The organism is Cryobacterium sp. TMT4-31 (assembly GCF_004403385.1).
Lineage (GTDB): Bacteria > Actinomycetota > Actinomycetes > Actinomycetales > Microbacteriaceae > Cryobacterium > Cryobacterium zongtaii.
The window spans coordinates 1-25,677 of sequence record NZ_SOGI01000060.1; the positions used below are offsets into that span (position 1 = coordinate 1).

A 25,677-nucleotide genomic window follows, 5' to 3' on the forward strand; every position below is an offset into this window, starting at 1 on the left:
CATGGCTCCACGAATACAATCACCACAGGCACCACACCGCCATCGGAGGCAAGCCACCGATCACGCGGTTAACTAACCTGCCTGGGCAGTACAGCTAGGCGGCGGGCGGCTCGAGGAAGCCGTCGTCGAGCAGGCCGCGCACCCGGGGCAGCAGCTCGGCCCGCAAGGCGGCCGCGTCGGCGTCGAGCAGCTGGGCGATCGCGTCGATGATCGCACCCACCGGAAGCTCGCCGTCGCAGGCGCCGATCAGGGCGGCCTGGGCGGTATCCAGCGGCACCGATCGGCCGAAGCCGCCGCCCTGGTGCAGGGCCATCAGCGTCGGATCCTCCTGGCCGGGCCAGAAGTGCCGTTCCTCGGTGACGTCGGATGCCACGGTGAGCGTGCTGCGGGACAGCGCGTCGTCATCCAGCCCGGCTTGCCAGTCGTGCGCGGCCAGGCACTCGGCAAGGTGGTGGCCGATGCCGGCCGGGTTGTGCCCCAGGGCCTCCGGCAGCCGTTCGAGCCGGAGCAGGCGGGGGCGGGTCGGTGCGGCGGCCCGGCGGCGGCCATCCGTCGGGCGGCGCAGCAGCATGTAGCCGAAGCCCACCTGACGCACCCCGCGGGCCTCGAAGTCGTCGAGCCAGGCGCCGTAGAGCCGGTCGAAGTCGGGGGTGTCCGGGCGGGTGCCGCCGTCGCGGATCCAGGTTTCGGCGTAGCCCGTGGGCGGCTGCACCTCGCGCTCGATGATCCAGGCGTCCAGCGCGGTCTCCGCCGGGCTCGCCAGCCAGCCGGTGAGCCTGTTGAAGGCGTCGTCGTCGTGATACTCCCAGTTGCCGAGCAGCTGGGCCACCCCGCCGGGGGTGAGGTGGTCGGCGGCGCCACGCACCACGGCCTCCACGAGGGCGTCGCCGACCATGCCGCCGTCGCGGTACTCGTAGCTGGGCACACCCTCCACCCGTGGGGTGATGACGAACGGCGGGTTGGAGATGATGTGGTCGAACCGCTCCCCCGCGACGGGGTCGAACAGGCTGCCGAGCCGGAACTCGATGTTCTCGACGCCGTTCAGCCGGGCGTTGAGTGCCGCGAGCTCGAGGGCGCGCTCGGAGATGTCGGTGGCCACCACCCGGGTGGCGTGTCTGGCGGCGTGCAGCCCCTGGATGCCGCAGCCGGTGCCGAGGTCCAGCGCGCTGTCGACCGCGGTGGGGATCATCAGGGCACTCAGGGTGAGCGACGCACCGCCGACGCCGAGCACGTGGTCTTCGCCGAGCGGATGCCCCAGCGCCAGTTCGCCCAGGTCCGAGGTGATCCACCAGCTGCCGGCGCCGTGCGCGTCCACGAAGCTGTACGGCCGCAGGTCCACCAGCGGCGCCACCTGTGCCGGGCCGAGTGCCGGGTCCGCCGGGGCGACGAGGTCGGCGACGGGGCCGGGCTGCGTGGCGGCCTCGTCGTGGCGGGCGGCGACAAGGCCGAGCTGCTCGGCGCCGTCCACGCCGAGGGACGGCAGGGCCGCCGCGAGCTCGGCCCGTTGGACGGGTAGGCCGAGCACGAAGATCTGGGCGAGCACCACGTTGGGTTCGGGCACGGCGAGGGTGGCGCGCAGCTTGGTGAGCGCCCGCAGGGCCGGCACCCGCTGATTGCGGCGCAGGGCGGCATCCGCTTCGATGCCCCACAGCCCGGTCAGGGCGGTCACCGAGAAGTTGGCGGCGGCGAGGTCGGCGCGGAGCAGGTCGATCAGAGGTGCAGTCACCCCTCTATTCAACTGCACGCCGGGCCCGGCCTACGCGACCCAACCAACCCGTGGGCGCGACCCAGGGACCGGGTCACCAGGTCTCGACAAGCTCGACCAACGACGTGGACGTGATCCTTGGACCAGGAAGCCGGCTAGAGCCAGCGCATCGTGAACGCCCGCGTGAGCAGGCCGTTCAACGGCGGTGTCGCCAGGACCCGCACGATCACGTTGCGCAGCCGCAGCCGCAGTCCGCGTGCCGGACGGCCCATCGCCATGTTGAAGCCGGCCTGCCTGGCGGCAATGCGGGCGCTGCGCCGCCGGCGGCGGTCGTAGCCGGCGAGCGTCACCCGGGCCTCGATCGGCTGCGCGAGCGCGTGCGTGAGCGCAGGCGCCAACGCCACCGCGTCGAGCCACCCCAGGTTCATACCCTGCCCGCCGATCGGGCTGATCTCGTGCGCCGCATCCCCCACCAGCAGCACCCGGCCCTGCACCATCGTGGCGGCCAGCCGCTGCCGCACCGAGAACGAGCTCGGCACGGCGTCGGAGGCCGGCAGCAGCACCCCGGTGCGACCGAGGACCAGGGCCGTCAGGTCCTCGAGCGAGGCATCCTCCATCAGGGTCGGCGTCAGCGCCACCCAGCGGCGCCGGCCGCCCGGCAGCGGGAACGACTCGACGACGCCGCCTCGTTCGAAGAACAAAACGGCCTCGCTGCCGTGTTCGCCGGTGTCCGGATAGTCGGCCATCAGGTAGGTGTCCCCGCCGCCGAGCGGCCGGGAGGCGATGCCGACGGCATCGCGCAGCTGTCCGCGGGCGCCGTCGGCCACCACGACGTACCGCGCCGTCCCCACGATCTCGAGCCCGTTGTCGCCGGTATCCCCGGACCCGTCGGCACCCGGCTCGGCGATCAGGTCCACGTGGTAGCCGCGATCGTGCAGCATGCCCACAGCCACGCCGGAGCGCAGACCGTCCGGCCGCAGCTGTCGGAATCGCGCCCGCAGCACAGCTTCGGTTTCGTACTGCGGCAGCGCCACGACAAACGGGAACCGCCCCGTCGTCTGCGCGAACGACAGCCGCCCCAGCGTGCGGCCGCCGCTCTGCACGCTGCCGGTCTCGATGCGCACTGCCCGGGCCAGCACCTCCTCGGCCACGCCGGCCTGGCGCAGGACCCGCATCGATGGCGGGTGGATGCCGATGGCCCGCGCGAGCATCGACGGCTCGGTGCGCCGTTCGAGCACCTCCACGTCCACGCCGCGCTCGGCCAGCAGACAGGCCAGCAGGATGCCCACCGGGCCGCCGCCGACCACGATCACGTCACGCATGCGCCCGACTTCCAGCTGCCGGTGCGGCCGAATCAGTCGAAACGGCCCGCCGCGGTTCGGTCACCGCGGGGGCCTGCCAACGCAGCATCAGCCGGTACGGCACCTCCCGGTGCACGCTCCAGCCCGGCGGCGCCACGGCCGCCAGCTCGCGCCAGGTGAAGCTGCGCCGGATCGAGGTGAGGCCGTCGGCGCGAATGTAGGAGCGGCGAAAGAACGGCCACGTGCCCAGCCCGAAGCCGAGGTAGGCCAGCGGGGAGCGCTCGATGTCGCCGTGCAGGACCAGGCCGCGGCCGAGCCGTTCCGAGTCCACGAGCAACGCGCCGAGCTCGACGCCATTGAGGTGGTGCAGCACGTGGTTGGAGAGCACGATGTCGAACCGCTCCCCCGCTGCCACGAGGTCGCTGCTGAGCGCCCGGCGAAACTCCAGCCCGGGCAACGGCGGCCGGCCGGCCGCGTAGGCGTGCGCGCGGGCATCCGGGTCGATCGCGGTCACGCTCAGGCGCAGCCCGTCGCGCACGGCCCAGCGGGCCAGCGACCGGGCCACATCGCCGCCGCCGGAGCCGATGTCGAGCAGGCTGGTCTCGGTGCCGGCCGACAGGCGCGGTCGGATGTCGCGGCGGTAGGTGTGCCGAAGCCCGGAGACGACGGCGTTGACGTACCGGAAGTTCGCGTAGGTGCGCCGCAGCGTCTCGGCGTCGCAGTGCGGATCGTCCATGATCTCGACGGCGTCGACCGCCCGTTCGCGGAGCCTCGGGAGCACGGGTCAGCCGCGCTGCACTGTCATCAGGCCTGACTCCACGGTCAGACCCGGCCCGAACGCCATCGCGCAGACCCTGTCCCCGTCGGCGGTGGCCGCGCCCTCGAGGATCTCCTTCATGACGAAGAGGATGGTGGCGCTGGACATGTTGCCGTTGGTGCGCAGGGTTTCCCGCGACGGCACCAGCTGCGCCTCGGTGAGGCCGAGTTTGGCCTCGGTTTTATCGAGGATGCTGCGCCCGCCGGGGTGGATCGCCCAGTGCGCGATGGCGGTGCTCAGAGCCGAACCAGGGGTCGCGGCCGTGAGCACCTGGCCGGGACTCGCCCCGCCGTCCACCGACTGCGATTGCTGCTCCTGTGCCTGCACGGTCACGGCGTCGGCCTCGGCCACCACGCCCGCCGCCAGCGCCAGGGTCAGCGACTCGTCCCGGCCGAACAGCGGCGCCAGGGCCGACTCGATGTGTTCGTCGATGATGTGCGGCACGTACGAGCTCAAAACCATCTCGAAGCCCTCGTCGCCGATCTTCCAGGCCATGTCGCCCTCGCCGACGGGCGTGATCACGGTCTCGAAGTGGTCCAGGTTGAGGGCGGTCTCGCCGGCGACCGGCGCACGGCTGCTCACGATGCCGGCGGCCGCGCCATCCGAGAACAGCGACGACGCCACGATGGTGTCGGGGTCGTTGGAGGTGCGCAGGTGCAGCGAGCACAGCTCGGCGCTGACCACGAGCACCACGGCGGACGGATCGGCCAGCACGAACTGCTTCGCGGTGCGTAGCGCCGGCATGGCCGCGTAGCAACCCATGAATCCGAGGTGGTAGCGCTGGGTGGACGGCGCCAGGCCCAACTCGCGCACCAGCATGTAGTCAGGGCCCGGCGCGTAGAAGCCCGTGCAGGAGACCGTCACGACGTGGGTGATGTCACCGGCGTCCAGCCCCGGGCAGGCGGCCAGCGCACGCCGGCCGGCCTCCACGAACAGCTTCGTGGCCTGCTCGATGTACAGCTCGTTGCGCACCCGGGTGCCGGGCACGAGCAGCCGCTGGGTGGTGGCGTCGAAGAACTGCGGCTCGGGCGCCTGCGAGTCGAGGGTGAGTTCCTCGATCACGGTATGCCGGGTGTCGATCCCCGACAGGTTGAAGGATGCGGTCACCAACCGCTGCGCCAGCCGGCTGAGGCCAGGTTGGGCGGCGAAGATGTCCCTGACCTGCTCCTGCACAAGGACGGTGGGCGGAACAACGGTCTGGAGCGCTCTCAGCGTGACGGCCATGCCCCAGTGTTACACGCACCGCGCCGTAGGCACATCCCCCTGCACGGCGAGGCGCGCGGCGGATGCGGCGGCAGATGGGCTCCCGGCCGTGGGCTCCCGCCCGCGACCGCTACGGCAGGCGGTCGAAGAGGCGGGTGGCGGTGATGGCCAGCACAAAACCGACCGCGACGATCGCGGTGACCGCGCCGAGATAGGCCACCGGCGCATCCGAGATGCCGAACGCCCCGGTGGCGCCGATACCCGCGGCCACCGCGGTGACGATGCCGGCGAGCACCGCGATCCCGGTCTGCAGCTTCAGGCCCACCCTGGCCGGGGTGGGGGTGCGTGCGGTGCGCTGTCGGCCGCCGGACCGGGTGAGCACGGCCCCGGCGACGCAGCCCCAGAACGCCACGACGAGCAGCGCCGCGATCACGTCGCTGGGCCGGTGCCACAGGCTCACCAGCGTGGATACCCCGGCCGCGACCGCGAATGCCGCCCCGATGGTGCCGGCCAGCCACCGCGTGTGCGGGCTGGCGACGAGGAACACCACCAACGCGGATGCCGCCGCCACCGTTGTATGCCCGGATGGGAATGAGTTGGGGACGTAGCCGTCCACACCGAGCTCCGGGCGGGTGAGGATCACGTTCTTGAGCAGCTGAGTGGTCACGACGGCCACCATCGCGGCGCTCACGGCGACCACGAGCGGGAACCAGGCGCGTCGCACTGTCGCGATGATCAGGCTCACGATTGCTCCGATGGCGACCATCACCGAGGGGATCAGGTCGAGCAGCTGCCGGGTGACCGTGGTGCCCGTTGAGCCGTCCTCGGCCCCGTTGAAGGCCAGCTGATCGATGGCCTGCCCGGCGACATCCCGCACGAAAAAGAGGTACAACGCCACAAACGCGACGACGCAGAGCAACGCTGCGCCGATGTAACGGGTGGGGGTGAGGCGGGAGATCGAGGGCACTCTCTAGCTTCCCACGGCAGCATGGGTGAACCGTGAAAGCCTGGTGCACAACACATGTGCGTCAGGTGATGAGCCACGCTCAGGTTGCCTCTTGACATGGTGATTCTGCGGCGTATCGTCGAAATATGTTCGGTAGGCAGACAAGGCGGGAACGGTCCACGCGCGGCGCGGATCGCTCACTCGACCGCGGTGGGTACCCGGGCCTGGAGGGCGACTTCGAGTCGGAGCGGCGCCGGGCGGCGGCCGCGGACCACGACACCATCGAACCGTATGAGCACGACGAGGGCGCCGTAGCGGTGCTGCCGGTCACGGAGCCCGGGCTCACGCATCCCTGAGACAGGTCACGAGACGGGACCCTGAGGATTTATCCTCAGGGTCCCGTCTTTTCGCGTGTTGGACACGCTATGTTCATGATTCTCTGATCGACTGGTCTTGTAGCATCCGCAGCGTAATCCCCGTAAAGTGCCTAAGTACCAAACGAATGGAAGCTCCGTGAGCGTTCGAACGGCCGAATACCCCAGGCCGGATTATTTCCTTCTCCACCTCAGCGACACGCACCTGCTCGCAGACGGCAATCGTCTCTACGGCAGCGTGGACAGTGCCGCACACGTGCAGCGGTTGGTCGCGGATGTCGAGGCATCCGGCGGCAGACCCGATGCGATCATCATCACCGGGGACCTCGCCGACAAGGGTGAGCCGCACGCCTACGCGCAGCTGCGCGGCATCGTCGAACCCGCCGCGGAGCGCCTCGGCGCCAGGGTCATCTGGGTGATGGGGAACCACGACAATCGGGCGAACTTCCGTACCGAGCTCCTCGGTGAGGAACCCAGTCAGGCGCCGATCGACCACGTCGACTTCATCGGCGGGCTGCGCATCATCACCCTGGACACCTCGGTGCCCGGCAGCCACTACGGCGAGATCACCGAGAATCAGCTCGAGTGGCTCAGCCTGCAGTTGAGCGTCCCCGCGCCGGACGGCACCATCCTGGCCATGCACCACCCGCCGGTGCCGAGCATGCTCGACCTGTCGGTGGCGGTGGAGCTGCGCGATCAGGCCAGCCTCGCTCACGTGCTGCGCGGCACGGATGTGCGCAGCATCCTGGCCGGGCACCTGCACTACTCGTCCACCGCCACGTTCGCCGGCATCCCGGTGTCGGTGGCGTCGGCCACCTGCTACACCCAGGACCTCAACGTTCCCGTCGGCGGCACCCGTGGCCGCGACGGCGCGCGAGCGTTCAACCTCGTGCACGTCTACGCCGACACCGTGCTGCACTCGGTGGTGCCGCTGGGCGACTTCGAGCCGCTGGACTACATCGACGCCGCCGAAAGCGCCCGCCGCCTGGCCGCCTCCGGCATCGAGATCATGCCTGCGGGGAGTCTGCCCGCATACCGGGAGCCGCCAATGACCAGGCCGATCCAGGTTCTGCGCTGACGTCGCCGTTTCCCAGGCCCAGGGCACTCTCGATGAGGGTGTCCTCGCCGTGCTGGCTGGCCGCGATGACGCTTTCGCGTTCCCACGGGGCCACGATCGGGAAGTAGCGCTCGAGGAAGTCGGTGACGGCCTCGGTGCGCACCTCGTCGCTGATCTCGGGAAAGCTGCCGTCGTTGAGGCAGAACATGTCCTGGTCGCGGCGCTTGAGCAGCTTGTTCATCTGGCGCAGCGCCAGCTTGAGCGTCGTTTCGACGTACAGCGACCGAACCTGGGTCTGCTCCACGGCCCGGCCGGTGGCCAGCGCGTAGTAGTGGTACAGCGAGTTGGTGACCGAGATGTCGGTGGCCGAGCGGAACCGGCTGGCCATGGTGCGTCGGAAGTCCTCGGGGAATTCGGCCTCGAGCTCGGCCATGACGCTCTTGCGCAGCGGTGCCGGGGTGTGCTCGAGGTGCCGGGTGGTGACCTTGCCGAACCTTTCGCGCAGCAGCGCCCGGTTCACCCGCGCGGCGTTTTCGAACCCGCTGCGGCTGGGGTCGTTGTCGCCCAGGCCGATCCGGGTCGCCGCCTCGACGAACTTGGTGATTCCGCCGGGTGAGTAGAACAGCTCAGGTCCCACCGGACGGCCGAAGAACATGTCGTCGTTCGAGTAGATGAAGTGCTCGGCGATACCCGGGATGTGGTGCAGCTGGCTCTCCACGGCGTGCGAGTTGTGGGTGGGCAGAACGGAGACGTCGGGGAAGAAGTCCTCGCTGTTCATGATGGCCACCCGCGGGTGGTCCACCAGCCATTCGGGAGCGGGCGAGTCGGTGGCGATGAAGATGCGGCGCACCCACGGCGCGAACATGTAGACACTCCGCAACGCGTACTTGAGTTCATCGATCTGCCGGAAACGGGCATCCGAATCGTCGCCGGCGCCGGCGACGTAACCGTTCATGCGCAGGGCGCGGGCCTTCTGGAAGTCGCTGGAGGACCCGTCAACCCAGGAGAAGACCAGGTCGATGTCGAAGCTGATGTCGCTGACGAGGTCGTCGAACATGTTCTGCAGGGTGCGCCAGGTGCGGCCGAAGAGCTCGACGGTGGTCTCTCGGGCCTCGGACCGGGGCAGCCGGCGGCGCATGAGGGCATTCTCAACGGGAGCGACGATCTCGTCTTCGCCGAACCGCCACAGCTCGAGCTGGAACGCGGTCTCGGCACCGTAGCGGAGCCGGCCGATGGGTTCGATGCGCGGCTGGTAGACCCTGAAGACGTCGGAGGTGCCCAGGGCGGCGAGGGCGCCGTCGGCGGCGAGAGCCGGGCGGGCGAGGTCGCCGTCGAGGGGCTTGAGGTAGAAGGGCGTGTTCGCGAAGGCCTCGGCCAGGACGCGGCTGATCTTCTTGCGACGCTTGCGGTTCACGGCGATGACCGGACGGTCGTGGTCGCCGCGCACCAGCAGGTAGTCGATGCCGGCGGTGTCGAGGGCGTCGGCCAGGGCGAGCAGGTCGCTGACCCTGGACTCGTGCGGAGTGAAGTGCCCGTTGATCAGGGCGATCTCGCCCTTTCGCACGACAACGTCTTCGCGGTCGAAACGGCGGGTGCGGTCGTCGAGGGTGCGCAGCACCAGCTCGGGTTCGCTGCTCAGCGAGAGGAGGGGAATGGACGCGGTGTCCGGAGCCGGTTCATCGACCGGGTTCGCCGGGGCCTCAGAGAAGCCAGTTCCGGCAGCGATGTGAGAGTGTCGGGTGGAATCGGTGCGGTCAAAGCGTGCCATGGTCCTCCTTGGAGAAAAATACGTGGAGCGGTAACGGATGCAGGGCTGACTGCGGGGTGCCAAGCGGTTGTGCGGGAAAAGCGACGGGCGATCTGCTCAGGGCGGGCATCGATGCGCCAGGCCCCGGAGTATGCGCCCGGGTCTCCCGGGCATCCACGCACCGGTCCAGGCCGGGCAAGGGGCCCGCTGGGAAGAGTGACGTTGCTCTAGTGTACGTTGCCGGGGCGGCCGGGGCGTGACCGGCGCGGACGGCGGCGGCGTGGTCAGGCCGTGGTGCCGGCGATCGAACGCGTCGTGGGTGATCATCCGGGAAGCGGTGGCCAGGGCGGCACCGGCCTGCCTGGTCTCGTCGGTGTGCTCGCCCGGCCGGCAACTGTTCCCGTTCCGGACAACTGTGCCCGGTGCGCCGGGCGCAGTTGTCCGCACGGGCACCAGTTGCATGGGGCGGGGGCGGCGGATGGGGCGGGTCAGCCGAGCGCGGCGGCATCCGTGCTGGGCAGGCGGCAGACGAAGTCGTGGCAGAGGTATGCGGTGGGCAGGCCGTCGCGGGTGGTGCGGTCGGCGAACAGCTCGAAACCGGCGGCGGCGAAGGCGGCGCCCTGCCGTTCGGTGACCACGGCGACGACCCCGGTGCGACGCCGGGCCGCGTCCAGCAGTGCCGAACCGGCCGTGGCGGTGACGGGCCGTTCCGAGGCTCCGTCAGGGGTGACGACGACGAGTTGCTCCACCGGCGTGGTGAGCCCGTTGACCAGCCGGAGGGCGGCGCCGAACGCGAGCGGGTTGATGTCGCCGGATCCGACCAGCCGCACCATCCCGGCCGTGGCCGCGTCGCGATAGCGGCCGGCGCCGGTGAGCAGGTGCAGCCGCCAGGCCGCGCTGGCGATGGCCGTGAGTCCGGATGGGTAGGCGCCCTCGGAGGGGTCGGTGGCGAGGTCGAGTCCCTGCGCCGTGAGCACCGGATCGGCGCCCTCCGGGGCGGCGAAGGTCATTCCGGGTTCACGGCCGGCCGTCGAACCGTGGCCGGGCATGGTCCGGTCGATGAGTTCCCCGGCCACGACCGCGTACCGTACCTCTCCGGTGGCGGTGGCGAGCTCGAGGAGGCCGCCGGCGAACATGCCGTAGTCCTCCAGTGTCGCGACCGCGGCCGAGAGGCGACCGTCGATGGAGGCCCGCACCAGGGCGCCATCGGCGCGGCGGTGCGCCTGGAGCAGCCTGTCGGCCGCACGTCGGGCCAGGTGCAGCGCGGCATCGTCGGCGAACGCGTGCCCGGCCAGTGCGAGGGCCCCGATCGCCAGGCCGTTCCAGCCGGTGAGCACCTTGGCGTCCAGGGCCGGCGGGGCCTGGCCGCGGCGGGCGTCTTCGTCGAGGGCGTAGTAGCCGCCCTCCACCCGCACCCCGTCGACGGTGCTCTCCGAGTCCTGGGCGCTGGCGAAACCGCCATCGGGTAGCTGAAGCACCGCGCCGAGAAACCCGACGAGGCCCTCGGCCACGATGCGGGCCCAGCGTTCACCGGTGAGCATCCACGCCCGGGTGTACAGCTCGAGAAGTTGCGCGTTGTCGTAAAGCATCCGTTCGTAGTGCGGGTCGCTCCAATCGCGGTTGACGGCGTAGCGGAAGAAACCGCCCTCGACGGGGTCCCGGAGCGGCGACGCACCCATCCGCTTGAGGGTGCGCAGCGCCAGCTCCCGGCCGTCGGCCCGGTCGAGCAGCAGGCCCAGGGTCGGCGCGGCGGGAAACTTGGGAGCACCGCCGAAACCGCCGTAGACGGGATCCTCCGCCGTGGCCAGCCGGGCGACGGTGTCGGCGACTCTGGCCTGGTCCGGCATCTCCCCCACCGCCGCGGGCGCCGCCTGGGCGAGCGCCTCGGCCAGGCCCGCGGCACTGTCTTCGACGGCGTCCCGGCGGTTGGTCCAGGCATCCGTGACGGCGTTGAGCACCTCACGGAACGCCGGATGCCCCGGCATCGGCGTGGGCGGCGAATAGGTGCCGGCGAAGAAGGGCCGGCCGGCCGGGGTGACGAACACATTCAGCGGCCAGCCGAGGTTCTGGGTGAACGCGCCGGCCGCGGCGAGGTAGCTGGCATCGACATCCGGATGCTCCTCCCGGTCGACCTTGACGCTCACGAAATGCTCGTTGAGATAGGCGGCCAGCGCCGGATCGCTGAAGCTCTCGCGGGCCATCACATGGCACCAGTGGCAGGTGGCGTAGCCGATCGACACCAGGACCGGCACGTCGCGCCGGCGGGCCTCGGCGAAGGCGGCCGCACCCCACGGATGCCAGTCGACCGGGTTCTCGGCGTGCGAGCGCAGGTACGGGCTGATGGCGTCGGCGAGGCGATTCGGCATGGCTCCATTGTGACCCGGCAACCTCCGTTCCGGCTGGTCGCGGCGATATCCGAACGCCGGCGGGCACCGCACTTCTGGACGCGGAGAGGGTTGCCGAGTCGGAGGGCTGCTGTGAGACTGGATGCGACGAAGGGGCACGATTGATCTGCGGGCGCTGCTGCTGGGCATTGGCACGATTGCCCTGGTCGCCGTCGCCGTTCTCCTGGTTTCGGCTCGCTCTTTCGCACCCCGATGTCTGGCACCGGATGCGCGCTCTTTCGCCGCCGGATCGGCGCTCCGACCGGTCACCCACCAGTACCCGCGCCCGAACGGCCTCGCCGCTGACCGGGCATCCGCCCATCGGCCCATGAGCACCCGCCGCCGTCCCGTGACCGTCTGCGCGACATGACCGAACGCACGATGACCCCCGTCGAGGCGGCGGCACTCCTCGAGGTTGCGGTCGATGCCGAGCTGGAGCAGGTGGAGCGGGCGTTCCGGTACCAGGCCCAGCGCTCGCATCCCGACCGGTTGACCGCCGCAACACCCGCCGAGTTGGCCGCGGCGGCCGCCCGGTTCGACAGGTTCACCCAGGCCCGGGCCGTGCTGCGTGAGGTCGAGGCCGAGCGGATGCGCCGCTCCCCCGGATCCGCCGGACCCCGGCCGACCGGCGAAGGGGCGGGCTCCGGCTCGAGTTTCGGCTCGGGCGGGGAGTGGGCCGGGACCGGCCGGGGACCTGCCACGGGTACGCCGCCGGGCTGGGCGGCCGACGAGCCGTACCAGCCGGTGCAGCCCGCCGGTCCATGGCTGTTCTGGGTGTGGACGGCACTGTACGCGCTGGCTGCCACGATCTCGGTCATCGGCGGGCCGCTGCCCCAGTCCCAGGCGGACCTGTGGCTGCGGCTGGTGCCGCTGGGACTGGCATCCGTCGCCTTCGCCCGCACCGGACGCACCGTCTTTTTGGTGATCGTGTTGATCCTGGGCACCGCGACGGCAGTGCTCACCGTGGTGTTCGCCTCGTTCGGTCCCCTCGTGGCGCTGCAGCTGCTCATCGCGCCGGTGCTGGGCCTGGTGGCCCTCGGCCGGCCCAAGCAGCTCCGGCGCCGGTCGTCCGCCCCGCCCCGCCCCGCCGGCTGACCGTCCCCACGGCGCCCGAGCACCCGCATGCGCTCGAAGGACGACCTCGCGAAAGCGGCCATGTGGTCACTTCGCCCCGGCCGAGGCAACCACACGGCCGCTTTCGCGGATGGACGACCTCGCGAAAGCGACGTTCTGGCTACCTCAGCCGAGCCAGGCAACCACAGGGCCGCTCTCGCGGGCGCTGCAGGGTGGGATCAGGCCAGGGCCCGCTCCACGAGCGCGCGGCGGCGTTGCACCCGGGTCCAGATCACGAAGCCGGTGATGGTGAATGCGCCATAAAAGAGGTAAAGGATCGCGGAGGCGTAGTAGCCGGCGCTGATCAGCAGGGGCACGCCGACGATGTCCACGGCCACCCAGATCAGCCAGAATTCCGTCCAACCGCGGGCCATGCCGTAGGTGGCCAGCAGCGACCCGGTGAAGATCCAGGCGTCGGCCCAGACTGGTTCGAACGAGCCCAGCGCCCGGAAGATCGGGGTGAGCACTAGCGTGCCGGCGACGAGGCCGATGCCCAGGCCCACCCGCGCCCGGGTGCCGGCCCAGTGCGGGGCGACGGCGACGGTGCCGACCGAGCGGCTACGCGACCACTGCATCCAGCCGTAGATCGAGACGATGATGAACATCACCTGCCGGCCGGCTTGACCGAGCAGGTTCACCGGGTTGGGTGTGCCGAAGACGGCGCCGAGGAACACCGTGAACAGCAGGGCGTTGCCGACGATGCCCACCGGCCAGGCCCAGATCTTGCGGCGCATCCCGCCGACGGCGCTGGCGATGCCGAAGACGTTGCCGATGATCTCGCGCCAGAGAATGGTCTGGCTGCCGATCTGCAGCTGGGCGTCAAAGAGCCAATCGATCAGGGACACAGGACACTTCTCTCCCGGATGGGTCGCATCCGTGCACGTCCCAATGTAAGGCGTTTGCGCGCGGGTCTATTCCGCAGGCGCCCGGAGCGTCACCAGATGATGGCGGCCGAATCAGCCGAGAGGTTGGCCGGCAGGCTGGCCCGCACCAGCGGCAGCCCGCGGTGAATCGCCTGATCGATGCGCTCGTTGAGCTCGGCGTTGGTCACCCGGTAGTCGGTGAAGTCGGAGTCCTTGGCGTACACCCCCAACGGCAGGGTGAGCGCCTGGAAGAAGCTGAACAACGGCCGGAACTGGTGCTCGAGGATCAGCGCGTGCCGGTCGCTGCCACCGGTCGCGGCCAGCAGCACCGGCTTGTCCACGAGCGAGTACTGCTCGACGAAGTCGAAGACGTGCTTGAAGAGTCCGGTGAAGGAGGCCCGGTACACCGGCGACGCCACGATGAGCAGGTCGGCGCCCTCGATGCGTCGCAGGTCGTCCTCGGCCGCGGCGGAGAGCTCGTCCCGGCGAAGCGCCCCGCTGAACTCGCGGCCGACCCGGCTCAGCTCGATCAGGTGCACGTGGATCGAGAGCTCGCGTTCGAGCGCGTCGAGGATCGCCCGCACCAGGGCGGTGGTCTTCGAGGGAGCGTGCAGGCTGCCGGAAACGGCGACGACGTTCAGGGTGTACGACATGTTCCGACGCTAAATGCCGCCGCCGGATGCCGCCAGCCGCGCTGACACACGGCGTAAGACGCGAGCCGGTGCGCATCCGCCGCCCGCGAAGCAACGCGTGCGTGCCGAGTTGCCGCAAAGTGTCCCTTCGGACGCTGCACAGGGGCACTTTCTCGCAAGTGGGCGCAGGGTCATCCGCTGAGATGCCGCAAACGGCCGCCTCCGACGAGCGGAAGGGGCCGTTTGCGGCACGTCAGCGGAGCCCGGTGAGGCTAGTTGACCTCGTTGGGGTGCGCGCTGACGCGGCCGCCGCGCTCGAGCGCCGAGATGGTGGCGAGCTCGGTGTGGCTGAGTTCGAAGTCGAAGACGTCGAAGTTCTCCGCCATCCGCTCGCGGCGGTTGGACTTGGGGAAGACGATGTTGCCGGTCTGCAGGTGCCAGCGGATGATCACCTGGGCGGGCGTCTTGCCGTGCGCCTCGGCCGCGGTAGTGACCACGCCCTCATCGAGCAACGGGTACTTGCCCTGGCCGAGCGGGCCCCAGGCCTCGATGTGGATGCCGTGCTCGCGGGCGAACGCCGTGATCTCGGTCTGCTGGTAGGCGGGGTGCAGCTCGATCTGGTTGACCGCCGGCACGACGTCGGTCTCGGTGATCAGTCGCTCCAGGTGCGGCACGAGGAAGTTGGAGACGCCGATGGAGCGGGCCCGGCCGGACTCGCGGATCTTCGCGAGCGTCTTCCAGCTCTCCACGAACTTGTCGTTCGCCGGTGCCGGCCAGTGGATGAGGTACAGGTCGACGTAGTCCAGGCCGAGCTTCTCCAGGCTCTCATCGAACGCATCCAGCGCCGACTGGGTGCCCTGCTTGTCGTTCCACAGCTTCGTGGTCACGAACAGTTCCGAGCGGTCGATGCCTGACGACGCCAGCGCCTGCCCGACACCCTCCTCGTTGCCGTAGACGGCGGCGGTGTCGATGTGCCGGTAGCCCACCTCGAGGGCGTCGGTGACGATGCGGGTGGTCTCGGTCGGATCGACCTTGAAGACCCCGAAGCCGAGCTGCGGGATGGTGTGGCCGTCGTTCAGGGTGATGATGGGTACGGAATTCGTCATCCACTGAGCCTAGGGAACCGCCACCGCCCGCGCACGTCACGCACGCCGAGAGCGTAATCAGCGCGCTCTCCGGGGCTGACTGTTGCGACTCAGTGGTAGCGGCGGCCTTCGTCGCGGCGGAAGAGCAGCAGGGCCAGGGCGAAGGTGCCCGCGGTCCAGACCAGGATGCCGATCCACACCCACGGCTCCAGCTCGCCGCCCTGCACGGCCCAGATCACGAACTCCCGGGCCTGCCGCGACGGCAGGAACATCGACAGGGTGTCGAGCCAGTCCGCGAAGAGGTACGGCGGCAGGAACAACCCACCCGCGAACGCCAGGCCGAACATCACGATCTGCACCACGGCGATCGCGGCCTTGGACGACATCGAGTAGCCGATCGAGATGCCGATGAACATGAACGGCAGCGCCGAGATGCCCAGCGCCACGATCCCCGCGAGAACGCCCAGTATGGATGCCTCCGCCGCGGTGAACAGAGCGCCGATCGCGATCACCGGCAGGATCGACGCAAGGCCCATCAGCCCGGTCGAGCAGATCTGCCCGAGCACGCGGGAGACGCCCGGTACCGGCAAGGTGCGCAGGTACGGGTCCCACGGTTGCTCCCGGTTGGCCGAGATGTTCAGGCCGAAGCTGAAGAGCGAGTTCGACATCAAGGCGAACACGCTCAGCGCGATCACCGCCTGGGTGGCGAACTCCGGGTTGTCGGCGATGGCGCGTTGCGGCACCACGAAGAACAGCAGCGACAGCCCGGGAAACACGAGTGACCCGATCAGGGCGGCCGGGATGCGGAACGTCTCGACGAGGATGATCCGGGCGTGCAGCAGCGTGAGGGCAAGGATGCCCGTACGGCCGCCCAGAACCGGGGTGCGGCCGGGCGTGCCGGGAGTGGCGCCGACCGGAGCGGGGATGTGGGTGCTCATCGGTTCATCTCCTTCTGGGCGGTGGGGGCATCCGTCGCCCCGGTGAGGGTGAGGAACGCCTCTTCGAGGGTGGCGCCGCGAACGGTGAGGCCGGAGAACGGAATGCCGGAGCGCACGAGTTGCACGATCAGCCGGTCGCTGTCGCTCGCGTAGAAGGTGGTCGCGCCGTCGTCGGCCTGCTCGTGGCCCACCACTCCGGGCAGCCCGTTGACCCGGTCTGGCTGGTCGGTGACCAGGCGCACCTGACGCAGCGAGACCTGGTTGATCACGGCGGTCACGGTGTCGTCGGCGATCACCCGGCCGTGCCCCATCACCACCACCCGTTCGGCGAGCGCCTCGATCTCCTCGAGGTAGTGGCTGGTCACCACCACGGTGGCGCCGCGATCGTGCTGGCGTCGCACGGCGTCCCACAGGGTGCGGCGGGCATCCACGTCCAGGCCCGTGGTCGGTTCGTCCAGCAGCACCAGGCGCGGCTGCCCCACAAACGCGAGGGCCACACTGAGCCGGCGCTTCTGGCCGCCGGACAGGGCGCCGGTCTGCCGTTTCAGCAGCTCCGCCAACCCGAACTCCTCGGCCACGGCCGCGGTGGACAGCGGGGTCTCGAAGTGCCGGCCCACGAAGTCGATCACCTCACCCACCCGCAGCGTGGGCGGCAGCGCGGTCTCCTGCGGGGTGCCACCGAGCTTCTGGCGCATCCGGTAGTCGCCCGGTGACCCACCGAACAACGACACCGTGCCGCTGCTGGGCCTTCGCAGCCCCTGCAGCATGGTGAGCACGGTGGATTTGCCGGCGCCGTTGGGCCCGAGCAGGCCCAGGATGCTGCCCGAGTGGATGTCCAGGCTCACGTCGTCGACGGCGAGCACGTCGCCGAAACGCCGCGTCACGTGATCGAGCCGGGCGAGAACGCTCATGAGGATTCCCCTAACAGCCCGCGCAGGGCTTCTCGGTAGTCTTCGAACGCGCGCCGGCCGGTGCGCGACAGCGCCAGGTAGGTGACCGGGCTGCGGCCCTGGTGGGACTTGACGACGTCAACATAGCCCGCGTCCTCGAGCTTCCGCAGGTGGGTGGACAGGTTGCCGGCGGTCATACCGAGCAGCTCCTGCAGCCGGGGAAAGGCGATCTGGTCGCCCACCTCGAGGGTCGCCAGGGTGGCGGTGATCTTCAGCCGGGCGGATGCGTGGATCACCGGGTCGAGTTCGTCCATCAGCGGTTCCGGCGCAGGCGCGCGGCCATGACGGCGGCCGTGACGAGGAAGGCGCCACCACCGACGAGCGCAAAGACCAGGTCGTTGCCGGGCGACCCGGCGAAGGGGGCCGCCGCACCGACGACCAGCATGACCAGACCGAGGACCAGCTGCGATTTGTCCCGCCAGAGCGCGGCGCCACCGAGATAAATGGTGCCGCACATCAGCGCGAAGCCGGACGGGAAGAACAGGTTGGCGAGGTCGGTGGACATGCCGTGGCTGATCAGGGCGGTGCCGAGCAGCCCGAAGGCGGTGCCGCAGACCGACCAGGACAGCCCGTAGACGGCGCCGGAGAAGCTGGACATGCCGCGAACGCCGCGGTTGATGCGCAGGCCGATCACGGCGGAGGACACGATCGAGATCACCAGCAGCACGATGAACAGCGGCGTGGCCACGCCCGCGGGAATCGTGAACCACGGGTTGCCATCCACATCGCCCGACCAGAGGGCAAGGAAGCCAACGAACCAGGCGACCCCCCAGATGAAGTACAGCCAGACGACGGGCGCAATCTGTGAATCCGCCACCCGCCGCTGTTGTTCTTCGAGCATCGCGAGCATCTCGCGCGGGTCCCCCAGGGGCTCATCGAGGGCGGTGACGGGCGTCCTGTTGTCATCCATGTCTACTTTGTAACACAAAGTAGTTTGCTCCACAACGGTTCAACCCGAAGTGGGGTACCCCCGCGACACAATACTATGGAGGGCTAATGATTCCCGTGAAAATCACCTTCCCGCCCGAGTTGCCGATCAGCCAGCGCCGCGACGACATCGCGCGCGCCATCCGCGACAACCAGGTCGTGATCGTGGCGGGGTCGACCGGATCGGGCAAGACCACCCAGCTGCCCAAGATCTGCCTGGAGCTGGGCCGGGAGTCGATCGGCCACACCCAGCCGCGCCGGCTCGCCGCGCGCACCATCGCCGAGCGCATCGCCGAGGAGCTCGGCCAGGAGGTCGGCGAGCTCGTCGGCTACCAGGTGCGGTTCACCGACCGGGTCGGCGCGGACACCCGCATCAAGCTGATGACCGACGGCATCCTGCTCAACGAGATCCACCGCGACCGGATGCTGCGCAAGTACGACACCATCATCATCGACGAGGCGCACGAGCGCAGCCTCAACATCGACTTCCTGCTCGGCTATCTGCAGCAGCTGCTCCCCCAGCGCCCCGAGCTCAAGCTGATCATCACCAGCGCCACCATCGACCCGGCCAGCTTCGCCAAGCATTTCGCGGCCGCCGACGGCACCCCGGCGCCCATCATCGAGGTATCCGGCCGCACCTACCCTGTCGAGATCCGCTATCGCCCGCTGGTGGCCGAGGCCGCGATCGACGACGACGACGAGATCACGGATGCCGCGCCCAGCGTGGACCGCGACTACATCGAGGGCATCTCCGCCGCGCTCGACGAGCTCGAGCAGGAGTCCAACGGCGACGTGCTGGTGTTCCTCTCCGGCGAGACCGAGATCCGCGACGCGGCCGATGCCCTGCAGGGCAAGTTCGCTTCCCGCGACCGCACCAGCCCCACCGAGGTGCTGCCGCTGTACGGCCGGCTCTCCTCCGCCGACCAGCACAGGGTGTTCCAGCCCTCCACAGTGGCCGGCGTGCGGCGCCGCATCGTGCTGGCCACCAACGTGGCCGAGACCAGCCTCACCGTGCCGGGCATTCGCTACGTCATCGACGCCGGCACCGCCCGGATCAGCCGGTACAGCGTGCGCTCGAAGGTGCAGCGGCTGCCGATCGAGGCCATCGCGCAGGCCTCCGCCAACCAGCGCTCCGGCCGCAGCGGCCGCACCAGCGACGGCATCGCCATCCGGCTGTACAGCGAAGAGGACTTCACCCGGCGCCCGGAGTACACCGAGCCGGAGATCCTGCGCACCAACCTCGCCGCGGTGATCCTGCAGATGATCTCGCTGGGCCTGGGCGACATCGCGCAGTTCCCGTTCCTCACCCCGCCGGACTCCCGCAACATCAAGGACGGCCTCGACCTGCTCACCGAGCTCGGCGCGGTCAAGGCCACCGTGGCGCCCACGGGCACCCCCACCGAAGACCCGAGCCAGGCCGGCGGCCGCTCCAGTGGCCGCGATGGTGGCCGCGGGCGCGGCGGTAGTGGGCCGCAGGGCGGGCGGATGGCCGTCACGGCCGGAACGCACACCCTCACCAGGGTGGGCCAGCAGCTCGCCCAGTTGCCCATCGATCCCCGGTTCGGCCGCATGGTGATCGAGTCCAAGGTGCAGGGCACCAGCCGCGAGGTGATGGCCATCGTCGCCGGCCTCACCATCCAGGACGTGCGCGAGCGACCGCTGGAGCGCCGCGGGTCCGCCGACGAGAAGCACGCCCGGTTCGCGGACCCCACCAGCGATTTCCTGTCGCTGCTGAACCTCTGGAACTACCTGGAGAACCAGCAGAAGGAGCTCGGCTCGAGCGCTTTTCGGCGTTTGTGCAAGAACGAGTACCTCAACTACCTGCGGGTGCGCGAGTGGCAGGACGTCTACAAGCAGCTCCGCCAGCTGGCCAAGCCGCTCGGCCTGCACATCGGCGACCCCAGTGTGAACCCCGACGGTATCCACCGGTCGATGCTCTCCGGCCTGCTCTCGCACATCGGCCTGAAGGACGTGGCGAAGAAGGACTACATCGGCGCCCGGCAGCAGCGCTTCGTGCTGTTCCCCGGCTCTGCGCTGGCCAAGAAGCAGCCCAACGCCGTGATGAGCGCCGAGCTGGTGGAGACCAGCCGGCTGTTCGCCCGGATGAACGCCGTCGTCGACCCGGCCTGGGCGGAACAGCTCGCCGGCGACCTCTGCAAGCGCAGCTACTCCGAGCCGCACTGGGAGAAGAAGCAGGGCGCCGTGGTCGCCTACGAGCGGGTCACCCTGTACGGGGTGCCGATTGTGCCGCGCCGCCGCGTGCAGTTCTCCCGCGTGGACCCGGCCTACGCCCGCGAGCTGTTCATCCGGCACGCCCTCGTCGACGGCGAGTGGGACCTGGACCGGGTCGACCAGCGGGTCACCGCGTTCGACCGCGCCAACACCGCGCTCCGCAAGGAGCTCGCCGAGCTCGAGGAGCGCACCCGGCGCCGCGACATCCTCTTCGACGACGAGGCCGTCTTCGAGTTCTACCACCGCCGCATCCCCGCCGACGTGCACAGCACCCGCACCTTCGAAACCTGGTGGCGCGTCGCCCGCGCCGAGACGCCGGACCTGCTCACCATGACCGCCGAGGCGCTCGTACCCGAGGATGCGCCGGAGATCGACGAATCGCTCTTCCCGCCGGCCTGGCAGCAGCGGGACCAGCGTTTTGCACTGAGTTACCGGTTCGAGCCCGGCGAGGAGGACGACGGCGTGACCGTGCAGGTACCCCTCGCGCTCCTCGCCCGGGTCTCCCCCACCGGCTTCGACTGGCAGGTGCCGGGCCTCCGCGCCGACCTGGTCACCTCGCTGATCAAGTCGCTGCCCAAGGCCATCCGCCGCAATGTGGTGCCCGCCGCCGACTGGGCCGTGCGCCTCCTCGCCGAGCTGCCCCCCGCCCCCGGCGTGGTTCGATCCTCGGTCGAGCTTGTCGAGACCCCGGGACATGCCTCGAATCGCGACCAGGACGCCGACCCCTCCTTCGCCGAAACCCTCGCCGCCCTCATCCAGCGCCTCACCTACGTGCCCGTCACCGTGCGCGACTTCGACCTCTCCAGGGTGCCCGCGCACCTGCGGATGACCTTCAGGGTCGTCGACGAGCGCGGCCGCTCCGTCGCCTCCGGCAAGGACCTCACCGAGCTCCAGCGGCGCCTGGGCAACAAGGTGCGCGAGTCCGTGGCCAAGGCCTCGGCCGCCACACCCAAGAACGCCATCGAACGCAGCGGCCTCACCACCTGGGACTTCATCGAACTGCCCCGGTTCATCGACACCAAGCAGGGTGACAACACCATTCGCGGCTACCCCACCCTGATCGACGACGGCACGTCAGTGAGCATCCGCATGATGAGCACCGCCGAGGAGCAGGCCCGCACCCTGCCCGGCGGGGTGCGCCGGCTGCTGCTGTTGGCGACCGCGTCGCCGGTGGCGTACGTGCAGCAGCACCTCAAGGGCGGCGAGAAGCTCTCGCTGGCCACCAGCCCCTACCGCTCCACCCAGGCCCTGTTCGACGACTGCCTCGCGGCCGCCGTCGACGACGTGCTCTACAGGGTGCGGCCCGACGGCCAGGTCTTCATGAAGGCCGAGTTCGACACCATCCGCGACAGGGTCTCCGGCGTGGTGATGGACTCGATGTTCGAGACCGTCGGGCTCGTCGCCCGCATCCTCACGGCGTCCCGCGCCGCGGACAAAGCGCTCAAGGCCTCCACCAGCATGGCCCTGCTTGCCGCGCTCACGGATGCCCGCGAGCAGCTGAACGGGCTGGTCTACCCCGGTTTTGTCAGCGCAACCGGCCTGGCCCAGCTGCGGCATCTGCCGCGCTACCTCGGCGGCATCAGCGCGCGCATCGACAAGCTGCTGGACAACCCCAACCGCGACAGGGTCTGGATGAACGAGGTGCAGTCCGCCACGGCCCGCTTCGCGGACGCAGGCGGACGCATCCCGTTGCCCGCCGACTCAGCAGCCAACCTGGTTCGGGCGAGATGGATGATCGAGGAGTTGCGCATCAGTCTCTTCGCCCAGGAGCTGCGCGCGGCGGAGTCGGTCTCCCTCCAGCGCATCCAGAAGGTCCTCGCCTCCTAACGCCGTCTCGCAGTCGCACCCCACCGTCGGTCGAGCTTGTCGAGACCCCGCGACGCCCACGCGTCCCGCGCCATCCGCCGGTCGAGCTTGTCGAGACCTGGTGACAATACCTGCGTTCAGACTCCAGCTCACGGGATCTCGACAAGCTCGATCAGCGAGGCGGGGCGTTCCACAGACAAGCTCGTTCACCGAGGCGGGCCGTCGCAAGCCGCGTGGTCGTCGGGGTGGGCGAGGGCCCGGGCGATGTCGGTGAGCGAAAGGCTAGTTTATTTGACACAGCAACTAATTCCCCCGCAACAACCGTCGTTCGGCGCTTCCGGCCCGACGCCAACCCCGGAGTTCCCATGAATATCGCCATCTGGATCATCACCGTCCTCATCGCCGTCGCCTTCATCGGTGCCGGCCTCATGAAGGTCGCACAACCGCGCGCCAAGCTGGCCGCCAACGGCATGGCGTGGACCAACGACTACTCGGATGCCGGCGTCAAGCTCGTCGGTCTCGCCGAGCTGCTCGGCGGCCTCGGCCTGATCCTGCCCGCGGTCACCGGCATCGCCCCGATCCTGGTGCCGATCGCCGCGGCCGGCCTGACCGTGATCATGATCGGTGCCGTGGTTTGGCATGTGCGTGCCGGCGACGGCGCCAAGGAGACCATGCCCAGCGTGATCCTCGGTATCCTCGCTCTCGTCGTGGCCATCATCCGCTTCGGCCCCTACGCTTTTTAGCCCGCGACCTGTGAGAAAGGCCCCAGAATCGTCGAGATTCTGGGGCCTTTCTCACGGTTCGGGGAGGCTAGAGCACCTTGGAGAGGAACGCCTGGGTGCGGGCGTGCCGCGGGTTGGCCAGGACCTCCGACGGGAGACCGGACTCGACCACGACACCGGCGTCCATGAAGACCAGGGAGTCGGCGACCTCGCGGGCAAAGCCCATCTCGTGGGTCACCACGATCATGGTCATGCCTTCCTTGGCCAGGCCCTTCATCACGTCGAGCACCTCGCCGACGAGCTCCGGGTCCAGCGCGCTGGTGGGCTCGTCGAAGAGCATCAGCTTGGGCTCCATCGCCAGCGCCCTGGCGATCGCCACCCGCTGCTGCTGGCCACCGGAGAGGTGCGCGGGGTAGTAGTCGGCGCGGTCGGCCAGGCCCACCCGGGCCAGCAGGTCGCGCGCGGTCGACTCCACCTTCGCCTTGGGCAGTCCCTTGACCCGCAGCGGCGCTTCCATCACGTTCTGCAGCGCAGTCATGTGCGGGAACAGGTTGAACCGCTGGAACACCATGCCGATGTCCCGGCGCTGCTTCGATGCTTCCTTGGGCGCCATCTCGTAAAGCTTGCCGTTGGACTCGCGGTAGCCGATCAGCTCACCGTCCACGCTCAGCCGACCGGCCGAAAGCACCTCGAGGTGGTTGATGCAGCGCAGGAACGTGGACTTGCCCGAACCACTCGGCCCGACCAGGCACATCACCTCGCCGCGCTTGACCTCGAGGGTGATGCCCTTGAGCACCTCATTCGAGCCGAAGCTCTTGGTGACCTGCTCGGCCAGCACCATCGGCACGTCAACGGTTGTCGCGGGCCCCACTGTCGTCGCGCTCATCGTGCTCCTCCGTCGCCGGTCGTGCCCGACGCATCCGTCTTCGGCGGCAGCACCACGGTGGGCTGGCCCGACCCGATCACGGGTACCACACCGGTGATCGCGCCCGTGCTGGGCGCCGGGTCGCTCTTGTCGGTCTGCCGGTCGCCCACTCCGCGGGAGAAGCGCTTCTCGAGGAAGTACTGGCCGACCATCAGGATCGAGGTGAAGAACAGATACCAGATCGACGCGACGATCAGCAGTGGGATCGGGTTGAAGGTCTCCGCCGAGATGTCTCGCGACCTCGTGAACAGTTCCAGGCTGAACGGCACCGCCGTGACCAGGGAGGTGGTCTTCAGCATCGAGATGACCTCATTGCCGGTCGGCGGGATGATCACCCGCATCGACTGCGGCAGGATGACCCTGGTCATCGTCTGCGACCAGCTCATACCGAGAGCGATCGAGGCCTCTTCCTGGCCCTTGTCGACCGAGAGCAGGCCGGCGCGCACGATCTCGGCCATGTACGCGGCTTCGTTCAACGCCAGCCCGATGATGGCCAGGGTGAAGGTGTTCAGTGCTGCGTTGGTGCTGAACGAGACCCAGGGGTCCATGAAGGGAATACCGATATCGATGCTCGTGTAGATCAGCGAGATCAGGCCCCAGATGGTCAACTGCACGTAAACCGGGGTGCCGCGGAAGATCCACAGGTAGAACCAGGCCACGCTCTTGACCACCGGGTTGGGTGAGAGCCGCATCACGGCCAGGATCACGCCGAGGATGATCGCGATCACCATCGAGAACACCGTCAGCTGGATCGTCACCAGGGCGGCCATCGAGATGCGCCGGTCGAAGAGGTACTTGCCCACCGCCGGCCAGTCGTACGCCGGGCGGAACGCCGCGTCGATGACGAAAAGAGCGAAGATCGCCATAAGCAACACGGCGAACACCACACGCCACGGGTGTCGCAGCCGGATGGCCTTGATCGGCTCCGAGGTGGATACGGCGTCTCGCGGCGGCGGGCTCGAGCCCGCCGCCGGGCCGGACGGGTGCGTGGTACTCATGGGTTATCCGTTCGCGCCTGCGTTGATTGTGATTTCATCGATGCCGCCGTCGGCAACGCCCCACTCGTCGAGGATCGCCTGATAGCTGCCGTCGTCGACCATGGACTGCAGCGCGGCCTGCACGGCCACGGTGAGCTCGGAGCCCTTGGCCACGACCATGCCGTACGGGGCCACATCGAAGGTCTCGCCGGCCAGCTGCAGCTTGCCGTCGGTCTGGGAGATCGCGTACAGGGTGACCGGGGAGTCGGCACTGAGCGCGTCGGCCTGGCCGAGCACGACCGCGTTGGTCGCGGCATCCTGGGTGTCGAACTTGAGCTTGTCGATCGGGGGCTTGCCGGCGGCCACGCAGGCGTCGCTCTTGGCGGGCACCTCGTCGGTGTCCTCGAAGGTGGTGGCCTGCACGGCGACCTTCAGGCCGCAGGCGTTGTTGGGGTCGACATCCTTACCCGCCGCAGAGGCCCACTGGATGCCCGCGGTGTAGTAGTTGACGAAGTCGACCTGCTGCTGCCGCTCGACGGTGTCGGTGAACGAGGACGAACCGATGTCGGCCTTGCCGCCGGTGACGCTCGGGATGATGTTGTCGAACTTGGCGACCTGGAACTCCGGCTCGAGGCCGAGCTTGGCGGCGATGCCACTGGCGATTTCCACACCCCAGCCGATCGGCTCGCCGGCCTCGTTCTTGAACTCGTTCGGCGCGTAGGTCGGGTCGGTGCCGATGACGAGGGTGCCGGTGTCGGCGACCTCGGCGGGCACCAGGGCTGCGGCCGCGTCGTCGACCTCGAGCGTGGGAGCGCTGCTGGCGTCGGAGCCGCTGGTCGCGGGCGTCGAGTTGTCAACGCAGCCGGTCAGCATCAGCGCGGCGGCGGCGGCGAGGGCGGGAAGTACGTATCTAGCGCGCATGGCACGACCTTCTTCATTGGGGCGTCGAGGTGTCGGATCGACTGAATGGCAG

Annotated in this window: 23 protein-coding genes; 6 read left to right on the plus strand and 17 right to left on the minus strand. The window is 69.4% G+C overall.

The window, feature by feature from the left end; all coding sequences use genetic code 11:
* Positions 1-94: 94 nt before the first annotated feature.
* The 5 genes from E3T19_RS13850 to E3T19_RS13870 all read right to left on the minus strand — a co-directional run bounded on the left by E3T19_RS13850 (position 95) and on the right by E3T19_RS13870 (position 5,993).
* Positions 95-1,726, minus strand: coding sequence for a methyltransferase (locus E3T19_RS13850; protein WP_241980241.1), 1,632 nt, complete (start codon positions 1,724-1,726; stop codon positions 95-97).
* A 134-nt stretch (positions 1,727-1,860) separates the two neighbouring features.
* Positions 1,861-3,027 carry an NAD(P)/FAD-dependent oxidoreductase gene (locus E3T19_RS13855; RefSeq protein WP_134409105.1) on the minus strand — a complete coding sequence of 389 codons (1,167 nt, stop codon included), beginning with the start codon at positions 3,025-3,027 and terminating at the stop codon, positions 1,861-1,863.
* Complete coding sequence (locus E3T19_RS13860) at positions 3,020-3,787, minus strand: class I SAM-dependent methyltransferase (protein ID WP_241980242.1); 768 nt, start codon at positions 3,785-3,787, stop codon at positions 3,020-3,022. The genes E3T19_RS13855 and E3T19_RS13860 overlap by 8 nt, the downstream gene beginning before the upstream one ends.
* 3 nt (positions 3,788-3,790) lie before the next feature.
* Positions 3,791-5,047 carry a type III polyketide synthase gene (locus E3T19_RS13865; RefSeq protein ID WP_241980243.1) on the minus strand — a complete coding sequence of 419 codons (1,257 nt, stop codon included), beginning with the start codon at positions 5,045-5,047 and terminating at the stop codon, positions 3,791-3,793.
* A gap of 109 nt (positions 5,048-5,156) precedes the next feature.
* A complete protein-coding gene (locus E3T19_RS13870; protein WP_134409106.1) occupies positions 5,157-5,993 on the minus strand; it encodes a phosphatase PAP2 family protein in 837 nt (278 codons plus the stop codon).
* A 125-nt stretch (positions 5,994-6,118) separates the two neighbouring features.
* Between E3T19_RS13870 and E3T19_RS13875 the strand changes: the two genes are divergently transcribed.
* Both E3T19_RS13875 and E3T19_RS13880 read left to right on the plus strand, forming a co-directional pair.
* Positions 6,119-6,328 carry a hypothetical protein gene (locus E3T19_RS13875; RefSeq protein WP_088456958.1) on the plus strand — a complete coding sequence of 70 codons (210 nt, stop codon included), beginning with the start codon at positions 6,119-6,121 and terminating at the stop codon, positions 6,326-6,328.
* 157 nt (positions 6,329-6,485) lie between these two features.
* The gene (locus E3T19_RS13880) at positions 6,486-7,424 is read left to right on the plus strand and encodes a phosphodiesterase (RefSeq protein ID WP_103478597.1); all 939 of its coding nucleotides are present in this window, start codon (positions 6,486-6,488) and stop codon (positions 7,422-7,424) included.
* On the opposite strand, the gene E3T19_RS13885 is transcribed toward E3T19_RS13880, so the two are convergent.
* Positions 7,354-9,171 (minus strand): stealth family protein, encoded by a 1,818-nt coding sequence (locus E3T19_RS13885; RefSeq protein WP_134409107.1) that lies wholly within the window; start codon positions 9,169-9,171, stop codon positions 7,354-7,356. The genes E3T19_RS13880 and E3T19_RS13885 overlap by 71 nt on opposite strands.
* A 467-nt stretch (positions 9,172-9,638) precedes the next feature.
* The gene (locus tag E3T19_RS13890; protein WP_134409108.1) at positions 9,639-11,516 is read right to left on the minus strand and encodes a thioredoxin domain-containing protein; all 1,878 of its coding nucleotides are present in this window, start codon (positions 11,514-11,516) and stop codon (positions 9,639-9,641) included.
* A 121-nt stretch (positions 11,517-11,637) separates the two neighbouring features.
* Between E3T19_RS13890 and E3T19_RS13895 the strand changes: the two genes are divergently transcribed.
* A complete protein-coding gene (locus E3T19_RS13895) occupies positions 11,638-11,904 on the plus strand; it encodes a hypothetical protein (RefSeq protein ID WP_134409109.1) in 267 nt (88 codons plus the stop codon).
* Positions 11,901-12,629: a hypothetical protein gene (locus tag E3T19_RS13900; RefSeq protein ID WP_134409110.1), complete on the plus strand. Its 729-nt coding sequence runs from the start codon at positions 11,901-11,903 to the stop codon at positions 12,627-12,629. Before E3T19_RS13895 ends, E3T19_RS13900 begins: the two co-directional genes overlap by 4 nt.
* A gap of 197 nt (positions 12,630-12,826) precedes the next feature.
* Here the strand turns inward: E3T19_RS13900 and pnuC are convergent, their stop codons facing one another.
* From pnuC to E3T19_RS13935, 7 genes are all read right to left on the minus strand, one after another.
* The gene (gene pnuC / locus E3T19_RS13905; RefSeq protein ID WP_134409111.1) at positions 12,827-13,492 is read right to left on the minus strand and encodes a nicotinamide riboside transporter PnuC; all 666 of its coding nucleotides are present in this window, start codon (positions 13,490-13,492) and stop codon (positions 12,827-12,829) included.
* A gap of 89 nt (positions 13,493-13,581) precedes the next feature.
* A complete protein-coding gene (msuE, locus tag E3T19_RS13910) occupies positions 13,582-14,163 on the minus strand; it encodes an FMN reductase (protein ID WP_134409112.1) in 582 nt (193 codons plus the stop codon).
* Between the two features lie 251 nt (positions 14,164-14,414).
* Positions 14,415-15,248 carry an aldo/keto reductase gene (locus E3T19_RS13915; protein WP_134409113.1) on the minus strand — a complete coding sequence of 278 codons (834 nt, stop codon included), beginning with the start codon at positions 15,246-15,248 and terminating at the stop codon, positions 14,415-14,417.
* Positions 15,249-15,337: 89 nt separating this feature from the next.
* Positions 15,338-16,165, minus strand: coding sequence for an ABC transporter permease (locus E3T19_RS13920; RefSeq protein ID WP_240632249.1), 828 nt, complete (start codon positions 16,163-16,165; stop codon positions 15,338-15,340).
* Positions 16,162-17,076 carry an ABC transporter ATP-binding protein gene (locus E3T19_RS13925; RefSeq protein ID WP_134409114.1) on the minus strand — a complete coding sequence of 305 codons (915 nt, stop codon included), beginning with the start codon at positions 17,074-17,076 and terminating at the stop codon, positions 16,162-16,164. Before E3T19_RS13925 ends, E3T19_RS13920 begins: the two co-directional genes overlap by 4 nt.
* On the minus strand, positions 17,073-17,369 hold the full coding sequence (locus E3T19_RS13930) for a transcriptional regulator (protein ID WP_088456968.1): 297 nt from the start codon (positions 17,367-17,369) through the stop codon (positions 17,073-17,075). The genes E3T19_RS13925 and E3T19_RS13930 overlap by 4 nt, the downstream gene beginning before the upstream one ends.
* Positions 17,369-18,025, minus strand: coding sequence for a hypothetical protein (locus E3T19_RS13935; RefSeq protein ID WP_134409115.1), 657 nt, complete (start codon positions 18,023-18,025; stop codon positions 17,369-17,371). The genes E3T19_RS13930 and E3T19_RS13935 overlap by 1 nt, the downstream gene beginning before the upstream one ends.
* A gap of 86 nt (positions 18,026-18,111) precedes the next feature.
* On the opposite strand from E3T19_RS13935, the gene hrpA reads away from it, so the two are divergent.
* The gene (gene hrpA / locus E3T19_RS13940) at positions 18,112-22,101 is read left to right on the plus strand and encodes an ATP-dependent RNA helicase HrpA (RefSeq protein WP_134409116.1); all 3,990 of its coding nucleotides are present in this window, start codon (positions 18,112-18,114) and stop codon (positions 22,099-22,101) included.
* Positions 22,102-22,445: 344 nt separating this feature from the next.
* Positions 22,446-22,823, plus strand: coding sequence for a DoxX family protein (locus E3T19_RS13945; protein ID WP_134409117.1), 378 nt, complete (start codon positions 22,446-22,448; stop codon positions 22,821-22,823).
* A gap of 67 nt (positions 22,824-22,890) precedes the next feature.
* On the opposite strand, the gene E3T19_RS13950 is transcribed toward E3T19_RS13945, so the two are convergent.
* From E3T19_RS13950 to E3T19_RS13960, 3 genes are read right to left on the minus strand one after another with little or no spacing between them, the layout of a single operon-like run.
* Positions 22,891-23,643 (minus strand): amino acid ABC transporter ATP-binding protein, encoded by a 753-nt coding sequence (locus E3T19_RS13950; protein ID WP_133159708.1) that lies wholly within the window; start codon positions 23,641-23,643, stop codon positions 22,891-22,893.
* Between the two features lie 41 nt (positions 23,644-23,684).
* The gene (locus E3T19_RS13955) at positions 23,685-24,725 is read right to left on the minus strand and encodes an amino acid ABC transporter permease (protein WP_134409118.1); all 1,041 of its coding nucleotides are present in this window, start codon (positions 24,723-24,725) and stop codon (positions 23,685-23,687) included.
* Positions 24,726-24,728: 3 nt separating this feature from the next.
* Complete coding sequence (locus E3T19_RS13960; RefSeq protein ID WP_088456975.1) at positions 24,729-25,625, minus strand: ABC transporter substrate-binding protein; 897 nt, start codon at positions 25,623-25,625, stop codon at positions 24,729-24,731.
* Between the last annotated feature and the right edge of the window lie 52 nt (positions 25,626-25,677).